This is a genomic window from Deltaproteobacteria bacterium, assembly GCA_018668695.1.
Classification (GTDB): Bacteria; Myxococcota; XYA12-FULL-58-9; order XYA12-FULL-58-9; family JABJBS01; genus JABJBS01.
This window is the reverse complement of the sequence record JABJBS010000349.1, coordinates 1-11045: the sequence shown is the minus strand read 5'-3', so window position 1 is coordinate 11045 and position 11045 is coordinate 1. Positions and strand designations below refer to the sequence as shown.

Here is an 11045-nt window from a genome sequence, read left to right as displayed (position 1 = left end):
CGCCTCGCGTAGCGCCAGCTGCAGGTTCAATGACGTATGGCGTGTAGCGCCAGCCGTTTTTGCCCGTTTCGGGATCTTGCTTCTGCGGGTCAAAATAGCTCAGCTTGGCACCTGAATGCTCAGCGTGCTTGTTTAAGTCGTAGTTGGTGCGGCTCGCGATGCCCTCAAGTTCGTCGTATCCCCATGGGTATTCATACTCTACATCATAGCAACGGTCTGCGTAGTGAGCGAGTTCATCGTCGTCATGCGGACGCGTCATGAATTTCTCGGGATGGTTGGCGAAAGACTTCCACCACTCCAAGCGCTGTGTTCGCCAATACTCCAGCCAATCCATTTGTGTGCCCGGCTCAACAAAGAATTCCATCTCCATCTGCTCGAACTCACAAGACCGGAAGATAAAGTGCTCAACCGTAATTTCATTGCGAAAGCTCTTGCCCATTTGCGCAATCCCAAATGGAACCTTCATCGACTGGGTTTGCTGGACATTGAGAAACTGAACAAACATCGCCTGAGCGGTTTCTGGGCGAAGATAAACTGCACTGTTCTTAACGATTTTATCCAGGCCAGCGCGGAACTCACGACCTTCTGTTTCACGGTTCTCATGAGCGTACTGTGCAATGTCCCCCAAAGCATCCACCGACCCAATCTGAGTTCGGAACATGAGGTTGAATTGGCGTTCTTCACTTAGAAACGGGCTTCCGAACGCTGGGCTAACATAACCGCGGTACGGGAATGTCTTATCTGCCTCGCCTTCAGGGTCACTAAAAAAGCCAACCGTTTCAGCATCAATCACTTTAAGACCATGCAAAGTCTTGCCATCGCGCTTGAGCGTAATCTCGAATCGCTCCTCAATGGCCTTAAGGTAGGTTTTCGCCTGCCCTTTATCTGCACACTGAATAGGAAGTAGCTCTCCGGCGCCTGGCGTTGGTGCCTTATCGGCACGAAAACGCTCTTTACTGATCAAGCAATCGACCAACGGATCAGAGAACCCGGCCAAGTGACCAGATGCTTGCCACACTTTGGGGTGCATCATGATTGAGGCATCGATACCCACAACATCTTCGCGCTCGTGAACCATGGTTCGCCACCATTCGTTCATCAAGTTGCGCTTGAGTTCTACGCCTAATGGACCGTAGTCATAAGCGCTCTTCAGGCCGCCGTAAATCTCGCTCGACTGGAACACAAATCCCCGTCTTTTGCACAGACCTACAATTTTCTGCATCAAATCTGCTTCGCCAGCCTTCTTCTCTGTCATTTGCTACCTCCAGAAGTCTCGGCCACATAATCCAAAAGGCCACGTCTTTCCAGAGGCTTGCATCGAGAATCGCACGAGAAAACAAGAGAAATGAGGATACATGATTAAAACACTTGTACAGTCGCGAGAAATTAGGCAATTATCCCGGGTCAGTCGTTCGCCAGAACGTTAACAATCTTTGGAACAGAGCCCTACGACATGAACAAGAAAAGCCTTGAAAAGTTTAAGAAAATGCTTACTGCGGAACGAGATAACTTGATCCGTAAAGCGAATGACACGCTTTCTCGAGATGCCGCACTCGACCCAAATGAAATGCCCGATGAGATTGACCAGGCCTCTGCGGAGTACGAACAGTCATTTATTTTCCGGATTCGGGATCGTGAAAAGTACTATCTTTCTAAGGTACAGAAAGCTTTGGCTAAGATTGAAGCAGGTACATTTGGTATTTGTGAGGCATGCGAAGAGCCTGTGGCTGTCAAGCGCATGGAAGCTCGTCCTGTCACAACGCTTTGCATTCGCTGCAAAGAAGAGCAGGAAATGGAAGAGCGAAGCTACAATTGAGCCATTGGGGAGGGTCTTTGCCCTCCCTCTTTAACTACTCAATATTCGCGACTTGCTCTTTAAACCGCTCAATAGCAGTCTTTAGGGTTATTACGTGACGCGCCAACGAGACGTCGCCGCTTTTAGATCCAATCGTATTCGACTCTCGCAACATCTCCTGAGCCAGGAAATCCAGAGTACGACCAACCTCTTCACCTTTTTCCACAAGCTCGTGAATCTGGGCAACATGGGCCTCGAGTCTATCGACTTCTTCCGTAATATCACTGCGGTCAGCCATTACAGCGACTTCCCGGGCAACCACAGACTCATCCAGGTCTGCCCCGCTACCATCCAATAATTGGGCAAGCCGGTCCTTTAATCTCACTTGATAGCTCGTAATCACTTCTTGAGTGCGTTCACCAATGGCGGTTCGCTCGGCCAGGATATCCTTGCAAAGCCCCTCAATAACGCCGGCTAAAGCCTCTCCCTCACGCTCACGCATCGCCACCAGCGCGACCAGGGCCCCACCAAGAGCCTCTTTAATCGCTGATAGAAGTTCCGGATTAAGTTCACGGCGGGCCTTGCCTCCAATCACCCCCGGGAGTTGCGGAATAGAGTTAAGCGGCAATCCCAGGTTATCTAAAACCGCTTTGTACGCCTGCGCGATATTCTCATCCACCGAGACCAAGTCCTCGGGATTCTTATACTCAACAAATACGTGAATATTGACACTGCCGCGCCGTAGCTTCTCTTTGACCAAGGGCTCAAGTTCATGCTCGTAACGGTTCAGTACACCAGGGCCTTTCCAAGAGAGCTTGAGAAACCGCCCATTAACACTTTTGGCTTCTACCAAAATACGGGCCTGCTCAGTTTCAACACAATGGGCTCCGAAGCCTGTCATACTTTTAATCACTGTCTAATCCTTATTCTGCTCAGGCGCCGCGGCACCCAAGCATTCATCCCCGGGATCACCGGTAATGGCCTCACGAAGGCTCTCTGTGTGGTCTAACCATCTTGTCGTAATATCTTCGGGTACACTGTGGCGTTCCATGGCTTCTTTTAAAAGCTGCTTGCGGCGTGCAAACTGGCCCCCCATAATTGGGTGCGCTTTGTGAGCTTGGGCAAGCGAGCGGCCGCTGTAGATCACGGGGCCCCCCAAATACTCAGCCGCGTGCTGGTATTCCATCTCTTGAATACGAGCTCGGTTGGCGTTGCGGAAAAAGAACCCAATCATCACATCATCGAAGACAGTCGCCACGAAATCATCAATAAGTGCCCGTAAGCCCGCTTCCCCGCCTAGCCGGTCAAAGTCTTTGGATGATTCTTCCATACTTCCTAATTCATTCTTCCATGTGATATGCCATGGTCATGTACCGATGGTTCATTGTCCTACCTATTTCACTTCTTCTTAGCAACCTCAGCTGCAAGCCTGGAGACTCTACGGCCGGGAGCCCAGGTGAATTCAGTGAATCCGCTGATAGATTTGAAATCTCTGACCTTGTTCTTCAAGAAGGTGACCCTGAGAACCCGACCTGGAAGGCTTATGCGAAAATTGCCTCTGGAGGCCTCGATTCAACCCGCGTCCAAAATGTTGTCATCACCCACCAGGTCCAAAATCAAGGAAACACGCTCACCCTCAAAGCTCCAACGGGTGCACTATCTCCCCTCACCCACGACGCGGTACTTGAGCAGGCAGTGCTTGAGGATGGGTACCACCGAACCATTGTGACCCAGAAGCTCCGATATGTGCGTAAAGAAGCGACGATTCAGGGCGAAGGCCCCATACATATCAAGGCAGAAGGCCTAGAGCTTGAGGCACAAAGCTTAAATTACAGTATTGCCGATGGTCGTGTTCTTCTAAAGGGTCCGATCCTCGGGACCATTACTTCACCCATCACTCGGTCTCGATAGACACCGTCACCGAGCGAAGCCCCTTGGCCTCCAGGGAAGCCCTCAGGCGCCCTGATTCGGCTTCCAGCAGTCGCCGAAGGTCTTGGTCACTGCCCACATGAAAGACAGCGTTAACGCCGCCCTTGCCGACTGTAATGCTGCACCGCAGATTTTCGAAGAGTTCGTCAGATATCATCAGCTCGAATGTGGCTTCGCCGGATTCGTTCTTCGAGAAAAATGCACTGTCCGCCGCATTAGATAAGACATCGTCCCCTGCTCTCATAGATGGCTGTGGAGCTGGCACAGAAGGCCTCACGGATGCAGTGCCTGGCGGCGGCCGGGTCAGGCGACCAGAGTCCGCACAGGGCTCCCCGGGCTCCTGTGGCTTCACACTGGACCAAGCCACCGGGTAGGAGCGACCACGGGCATCTGAGCGCATCGCATCAGCCAGCTGCTCTCCGAGTCTTTGAGCCAGTTCATCTCTTAAGTTCGACATGATTTCATTTTGCGATGTCACTGAGCCTGTGTAAAGCAACGAGTTCTGGCAAAAAACACACCATCTCTTGACATGAAGGCCCTCCCTGCGGCATATCATCCTCGGCTCGGCGCGATACCCAAGTGGTTAAGGGGGCGGTCTGCAAAACCGTTATTCACCGGTTCGAATCCGGTTCGCGCCTCCATTTCCCCTCTTTTTTACCGAATTCCCCCGAACATTGTCATCATACAAATCCTATGCCCTTGTGCGTTCGCCGCGTCGTAATATTCATTTTCGAACAAAAAAAAACCTCCACACCAGGAGAAAGGGTCCCGATGCGGAGGTTTATAAATAATCACATTCAGTGATTAAGCTTAGAAAGCTTCGTCAAATGCGACTTCGCCCTCTACGCCCATCTGGTATGCAGCAACACGTCGTTCAAAGAAGTTTGTTAACTCCTGAACATCCTGAAGCTCCATAAAAGAGAACGGATTCTTCGAACCAAAATGAGGAGCAAATCCCAAATTGACCAATCGTTGATCCGCTACATACTCAAGATACTTGCGCATATCCTTGGGTGACAATCCGCTTACGCCTTCGGAAAGAAGGTCATCAGCAAATTGCATTTCGCAGTCAACAGCTTCAGTCAACATCTCAACAACTTGTGCTTGGAGCTTGTCGTCAAACAACTCAGGTTGTTCTTGGCGCACTGTTTCGATGACGCTGAAAGCAAATTGCATGTGGCAACTCTCGTCACGGAAAACCCAGTTGGTTCCCGAAGCGAGTCCATGCAAGAGCCCTTTTGAACGTAGGAAGTAAACATACGCAAAAGCACCAAAGAAGAAGAGTCCTTCAATACAAGCCGCAAAACAGATCAGATTCAGCAAGAATTTACGACGGTCTTCACCAGTCTGCAACTCATGCAAATCATCAACAGAGTCCATCCACTTGAAGCAGAATTCAGCCTTCTTGCGGATTGACGGGATATTATGAATCGCCGCAAATGCCGCTTCGCGCTCTTTGATATCCGGAATATAGGTATCTAAAAGCGTGAGGTAAAATTGTACGTGCAACGCCTCTTCATAGAGTTGGCGTGACAAATACATCCGCGCCTCAGGCGAGTTGATGTGCTTGTACAAGTTGAGGACCAAGTTATTCGCTACGATAGAATCGCCTGTTGCGAAAAAGGCCACCAAACGGCTGATCAAATGTGTTTCTGCGCCTGTAAGCTTATGCTTAAGGTCACGCACATCTGTTGAAAAATCGACCTCTTCTACGGTCCAAGTGTTACGAATCGCATCACGATACATTTCGTAAAACTCTGGGTACTGCATTGGACGCAGAGTGAGGTTAAGTCCTGGTTCTAAAATCATTTTGTTTCCCCCAATATTACTGACAAGCTTCGCAAATCTCTGGGTTTTCCAGAGAGCATGCTACAGATTGCTCGTCGGTAAACGTCTTGCCTTCTGTGCTGACCGTTGCTTTGCGAATAGCAGTCGCTGGTCGAGAGCGCAGATAATAAGTGGTCTTCACGCCCTGCTTCCATGCATACATGTACATAGAAGAAAGCTTACCGATGTTTGGTTTCGCCATGAACAAGTTCAATGACTGCGCCTGGTCGATAAACGGGCCACGAGAAACTGCCATGTCGATCAACGACTTTTGCGGCAATTCCCAGACTGTTCGGTAAATTTCACGAATGCCAGCAGGAATCTCACCGATTTCCTGAATGGAACCATCGTTAAGCTTAACCTTGTCACGGATAGCTTGTGTCCAAAGTCCCATATTCTTGAGCTTCGAAATCAGATAGTGGTTAATCTGAAGGAAGTCACCTGAGAGCGTCTCGCGCTTAAACAGGTTAGAAATTTGAGGCTCTGTACATTCGTACACACCGGTAATCGTCGCGATTGTCGCCGTTGGAGCGATTGCAATCATTAACGAGTTACGAAGGCCGTACTGCTTCACTTTTTCACGAAGCACATTCCATCTTTCGGCATCAGTAGGCTCTACACCCCAGAGGTCGAAAGAGAACTGACCTTCCGCCGCACGTGTCTCGGCGAAAGATTCATGAGCACCTGACTTTTCAGCCAAGGCACATGACGCGCTCAATGCTGCGAAATAGATTTCCTCTTGAACCCGCGCTGAGATTTCTTGTGCTTCCTTGCTGTCAAACGGGAGTTCCATTTTGAAGAAAACATCTTGAAGACCCATGAGGCCAAGACCAACTGGACGCCATCGCTTGTTGGATGCCGCAGAAGTTTCAGTTGGGTAATAGTTGATGTCGACAACACGGTCGAGGTACTTCACTGCAACCTTAACGGTCTCGCGAATTCCTTCATAATCAACGCTGCCTTCATCTGTTACGAATCGAGCCAGGTTAACCGAACCGAGGTTACATACCGCGGTTTCACCATCACTGGTGACTTCAACAATTTCCGTGCAGAGGTTCGATGAGTGAACAACGTTACCTGCTTTACCAGTCTGGTTGGACTTGGTGTTGCAGCTATCCTTGAAAGTCATCCAGCCGTTGCCGGTTTCAGCCAAAGTTCGCATCATTCGCCCGTAAAGGTCTCGTGCCTTCACTTGGTTGCTGAAACGTTCTTCTTTTTCTGCAGTTGTGTAGTGCTCTTCAAATTCAGCACCGAAGGTGTCAACCAACTCCGGAACTTCCTTCGGATCAAAGAGTGACCACATCGCATCCGCTTCAACTCTCTTCATGAACAAATCTGGAATCCAGTTTGCCAAGTTGAGGTTGTGAGTTCGGCGAGATTCGTCACCTGTGTTGTCGCGCAATTCCAAGAATGACTCGATGTCTGAGTGCCATGTCTCGAGATATACGCAGCAAGCACCCTTACGACGTCCACCTTGGTTTACGGCCGCAACCGATGCATCCAAAGTATTGAGGAAAGGTACGATACCTGAAGACTGACCATTGGTGCCACGAATCAGCGAACCTTCGCTGCGAACTCGGTGGTACGCTAGTCCAATACCACCTGCGTGCTTCGAGAGCTTCGCGATGTCTTTGTACTTGTCATAGATAGCAACCAAATCATCAACCGGAGAGTCCAAGAGATAGCATGAAGACATCTGCGGGTGACGTGTTCCTGAGTTAAACAGAGTTGGTGAACTCGGCATATAACGCAGGTTGGAGATAATATCGTAAAATTCGATGGCTTCAGTTGGGCTCTCAGCCAAACCACATGCCACGCGCATAAAGAAGTATTGCGGTGATTCAATGACTTCACGGCTTTCAGGATGCTTCAGCAAATAACGGTCATAAACCGTTCTGAGGCCGAAGTAATGAAACTCCTGTGTACGTGAGTGCACAATAGCATCATTGAGCTTGCGGCTGTTGCCCATAACAAACTCAAACGTACGTCCGCTAATCAATCCCTCTTCATAACCAGTCCGAACAGACTGGCTGAACGAGTGGATTTCCTGGGATTGCACTTCTTTGTCGATAAAGCCACAGAGTAATCGGGCACCGAGGAACGAATACTGTGGTTCCTCTGCCATCAACGACGCTGCTGTCTGGATAGACAACTCATCGAGTTCTGCGGTTGTCGCACCGTCATACAAACCACTGATGGTTCTGGTGGCGACTCGAATGGGGTCAACGTCCACGAGGCCGACACAGCAACGGTTAATAGCCCGAACAATCTTGTTCAGATCAACCGGGTCCATATCTCCGTTACGCTTCCGTACATGCATTCCTGTACTCACTTCTTGCATCTCTTTTTTCGTTTCAACCTTTTCTGCCCCCACAGATCCGGTTTGTTCTACATCAGCTTGACGCTCTGTCCTGGTCTCTAGTCTCATGATTGTCCCCTCCGACAACTTAAAGATTTTAACAAACTCATCCGACAGCCCTTGTTTGTGACTGTCTAGACGCAAAAATCGGGTCAACCTGCGCAAAAGTCGCACCGATCTACCTACGAGCCAAAATAATGGCTACAGTGAGCATCCACCATGGATGCTCTTCGCTTCACTATGTTTATGGCCCAGGAATCAGCTGAATTAGCATCCTGGAGCCCCCCCGCGAGTACCTTCGGAACTCGCAATTGACCTTCGACCAGTAGGCCGAAAATCACTTAAGCAACTTGGTTTTCGTCCCCAACGAAACGAGAAGCAAAACTTGCTATGAGTTTTAAGTAGACCACCGGGATCTGAAGGTCAACGGGATACTCGATGGTAATGTAGTGCAACGCAGGGCTACGTACTTAATAGATCAAGATCGTGAAAAACGACCGGCTAAAAACCCCGTAAAATCGCGAGAGCCGCTCTAACCAATTGGTTTGCATAGGCTTTTTTTCGATCAAATTTCGACGCCAAAAACTTTACACGCAGACATTTGCTCGATAGTAGTCCTCGATTTTTTTCAGTTCAGCTTCGCTCACCACTGGCGAACCCTTTTTTTCAGCCCTCTTTAAGAAGGCAATAATGTCCACTAAATTGACCATTGCGGTGACCCGTAAATCAAAGCTTTCAGAGATTTCCTGAATTGCGGAGACATCTCCAGTTCCTTTTTCCATACGGTCTACACTGACAATTAATCCGACGACGTCCGCATTTGGGACATGTTTCAAAACGCCCATCGATTCACGCACACTTGTACCCGCTGTCACTACATCTTCAATCATGACCACGCGCGTCATCCCGTTTTGAGTCACATTTTCATCACCGGAATATTGGTCTCCAACAAGGACTCCGCCCTCGCCGTGATCCTTGGCTTCTTTGCGATTAAACGTGATGCTCACATTGCGACTGTGTGTGTCATAAAGTGCCATGGCCGTGGCAACTGCCAGCGGAATACCTTTGTAAGCAGGCCCGTAAAGATTATCGACGCCATCACCAAAAACCTCATTGATCTCAGCAGCATAAAACTCGCTAAGGCGCTTAAGATGGGCACCTGTGCGATAAAGACCTGTATTCAAGAAGTACGGCGTCTTGCGACCACTCTTGGTTGTGAAATCACCAAAACGCAACACACCGCAATCGAGCATGAACTGGATAAACTCATTCTTCTGTTCTTCGCTTTTCATCCAACCACTCCTTTGGCCGTTCGCCACGCACCATCAAAAAGTTCAATTCGAGACACTGAATTATCACCCAAAACTGGTTTCAAATTAGGATCGTAAACCAACGATTCACCATCTGCCAATTCATAGTTTTCATCCCATGGAAGAATCACCGTTAGGGAGCAATTTTCCATCCCGGAAACTATTTTTGGCATAAGCGCCTGTACCTCACCATGACGGGTACACTCAATGACCTCATCCACTTTCTCGAACGAGACGAGATCCTCAAGAATCTTAAGTGTTGGGGGAGGAAGAACGATCTCATTTTGAGACTGGCGTTCTAAAACGGTTCGGATTGGGAGCCAAACGAGGTCCGTCACCTCTCTGGGATCTGGACGTAACTCCTGACCTTCAGGAGCTCGTGCAACAAAAAAACGTGTGTCAAAACGTTTTTTTTCGAACGATGGAGTCACCCAATGTGCAAAATAATGCAGTGATTCGATCGCCTTAAACATATCCACTTCCATAAGTGATTCATTAAAAGAACGCCCCTGAGCAGGGTCCAGTGTGGCACCAGAGCTGTTTCTCGTAATGAGATCCGCACCCAAAAGGAGCCCAGATTCCTCGAAAAGTTCACGACATGCGGCCACCGCAAAGCCCATTTTTCGAGCCTTGCTAGGAGCCGTTCCTGGGGTGGAATCGAGAGCAGATATTAGTTTTTGAAGGATTTCAGAGGCGTCATTGGGGTTCAAACAATCCGTGTCATCCACTTTTCCACCGGGGAAAACATAAGCACCACCCATGAAGCCACTCTTTGAATGACGCTGCATCAGGAGTACTTCAAGGGTGTCACGGTCCCTCAAAACAACAACAGTCGACGCATCACGGGTTCCCTGAAGCGTCTCAGGGAGTCCGCTCATTAGGAATCACCGCGAAATTTCTTACCCTCTTTCGCATAATCGATGAGGATTTGAGCTGGTTTGAACCGCGAACCGTACTTTTCTGCGTGCTCTTCGAGGTGCTTAACCACGTTTTCGACGCCCACGGTGTCACACCAAAAGAATGGACCACCCGTGTAAGGGGGGAAACCGAGGCCGAAAATCGCACCGACATCACCATCACGGGCATTGTGCAAGATACCTTCTTCTAAACAATAAGCTGCTTCGTTGACCATTTGCAGGACCAAACGCAACGCCAGCTCCTCTTCCGTGCCTCCGGCCTTCTCATCTACGGTGATTCCAAGTGTCTTATAAACAGATGAATCCACCCCAGCCTTCTTGCCGAATTGGTAAGAATAGAAGCCTCGAGAGTTTTTACGTCCCTTTCGGTCATCGTCGAGAAGCTTTGTCATGGAACCTGGTGCTTTCACACGGTCTCCAAATGCCTTCTCCATGATTCCAGCAACCTTATTGCCTACATCAATGCCCACTTCGTCCAACAATGTGATTGGACCCACTGGAAAGCCCCAGTTTACCAAAGCTCGGTCGAGCTTCTCGATGCTTACGCCTTCATTCAATGCCCATGCTGCCTCGTTCATATACGGTGCAAGGACACGAGAGGTATAAAAGCCTGTGCCATCCCGAACGACGATGACGGTTTTGCCCTGCTTCTTACCAAACGCCACACAGCTTGCCGTGACCCAATCAGCCGTTTCAGGCGTGGTAATGATTTCAAGTAGCGGCATCTTCTCTACAGGAGAGAAATAGTGCATCCCAATCACGGTTTCCGGGTGGGTTGACGCCTTAGCAATTTCCGTAATCGGCAACGAGGAAGTATTCGATGCAAATATCGTATCCGTGCTGGTAGCAGCCTCGACCTCTCGGAGCAGGTTCTGCTTGAGATCTAGATCTTCGAATACAGCTTCAAT

11 protein-coding genes and 1 tRNA gene are annotated in these 11045 nt (G+C 49.4%); 3 read left to right on the top strand and 9 right to left on the bottom strand.

All coding sequences use genetic code 11. From position 1 onward, the window contains the following. Positions 1–1255 (bottom strand): hypothetical protein (locus HOK28_20060; GenBank protein ID MBT6435401.1); only part of this gene is annotated, 1255 nt, incomplete at its 3' end. Positions 1256–1453: 198 nt separating this feature from the next. On the opposite strand from HOK28_20060, the gene HOK28_20055 reads away from it, so the two are divergent. Then, positions 1454–1816, top strand: coding sequence for a conjugal transfer protein TraR (locus tag HOK28_20055; protein MBT6435400.1), 363 nt, complete (start codon positions 1454–1456; stop codon positions 1814–1816). Positions 1817–1850: 34 nt separating this feature from the next. On the opposite strand, the gene HOK28_20050 is transcribed toward HOK28_20055, so the two are convergent. Together HOK28_20050 and HOK28_20045 are read right to left on the bottom strand one after the other, a co-directional pair. After that, positions 1851–2708: a YicC family protein gene (locus tag HOK28_20050; protein ID MBT6435399.1), complete on the bottom strand. Its 858-nt coding sequence runs from the start codon at positions 2706–2708 to the stop codon at positions 1851–1853. A gap of 3 nt (positions 2709–2711) precedes the next feature. After that, on the bottom strand, positions 2712–3125 hold the full coding sequence (locus tag HOK28_20045) for a group 1 truncated hemoglobin (GenBank protein ID MBT6435398.1): 414 nt from the start codon (positions 3123–3125) through the stop codon (positions 2712–2714). Positions 3126–3163: 38 nt separating this feature from the next. Between HOK28_20045 and lptC the strand changes: the two genes are divergently transcribed. Beyond that, on the top strand, positions 3164–3706 hold the full coding sequence (lptC, locus tag HOK28_20040) for an LPS export ABC transporter periplasmic protein LptC (GenBank protein MBT6435397.1): 543 nt from the start codon (positions 3164–3166) through the stop codon (positions 3704–3706). Here the strand turns inward: lptC and HOK28_20035 are convergent. Continuing rightward, complete coding sequence (locus HOK28_20035; protein ID MBT6435396.1) at positions 3690–4181, bottom strand: hypothetical protein; 492 nt, start codon at positions 4179–4181, stop codon at positions 3690–3692. The two genes, lptC and HOK28_20035, sit on opposite strands and share 17 nt — an antisense overlap. 108 nt (positions 4182–4289) lie before the next feature. Here HOK28_20035 and HOK28_20030 point away from each other — a divergent pair. Beyond that, positions 4290–4365 (top strand) — tRNA-Cys (locus HOK28_20030). 169 nt (positions 4366–4534) lie between these two features. Here the strand turns inward: HOK28_20030 and HOK28_20025 are convergent. From HOK28_20025 to fadJ, 5 genes are all read right to left on the bottom strand, one after another. Beyond that, positions 4535–5533, bottom strand: coding sequence for a ribonucleotide-diphosphate reductase subunit beta (locus HOK28_20025; GenBank protein ID MBT6435395.1), 999 nt, complete (start codon positions 5531–5533; stop codon positions 4535–4537). Between the two features lie 16 nt (positions 5534–5549). Further along, positions 5550–7871, bottom strand: coding sequence for a ribonucleoside-diphosphate reductase subunit alpha (locus HOK28_20020; protein ID MBT6435394.1), 2322 nt, complete (start codon positions 7869–7871; stop codon positions 5550–5552). Between the two features lie 626 nt (positions 7872–8497). After that, positions 8498–9202 carry an orotate phosphoribosyltransferase gene (gene pyrE / locus HOK28_20015; protein ID MBT6435393.1) on the bottom strand — a complete coding sequence of 235 codons (705 nt, stop codon included), beginning with the start codon at positions 9200–9202 and terminating at the stop codon, positions 8498–8500. Beyond that, a complete protein-coding gene (locus HOK28_20010) occupies positions 9199–10098 on the bottom strand; it encodes an NUDIX domain-containing protein (GenBank protein MBT6435392.1) in 900 nt (299 codons plus the stop codon). The genes pyrE and HOK28_20010 overlap by 4 nt, the downstream gene beginning before the upstream one ends. Next, a partial coding sequence (gene fadJ / locus HOK28_20005) for a fatty acid oxidation complex subunit alpha FadJ (GenBank protein MBT6435391.1) occupies positions 10098–11045 on the bottom strand: 948 nt, incomplete at its 5' end. The genes fadJ and HOK28_20010, both read right to left, overlap by 1 nt.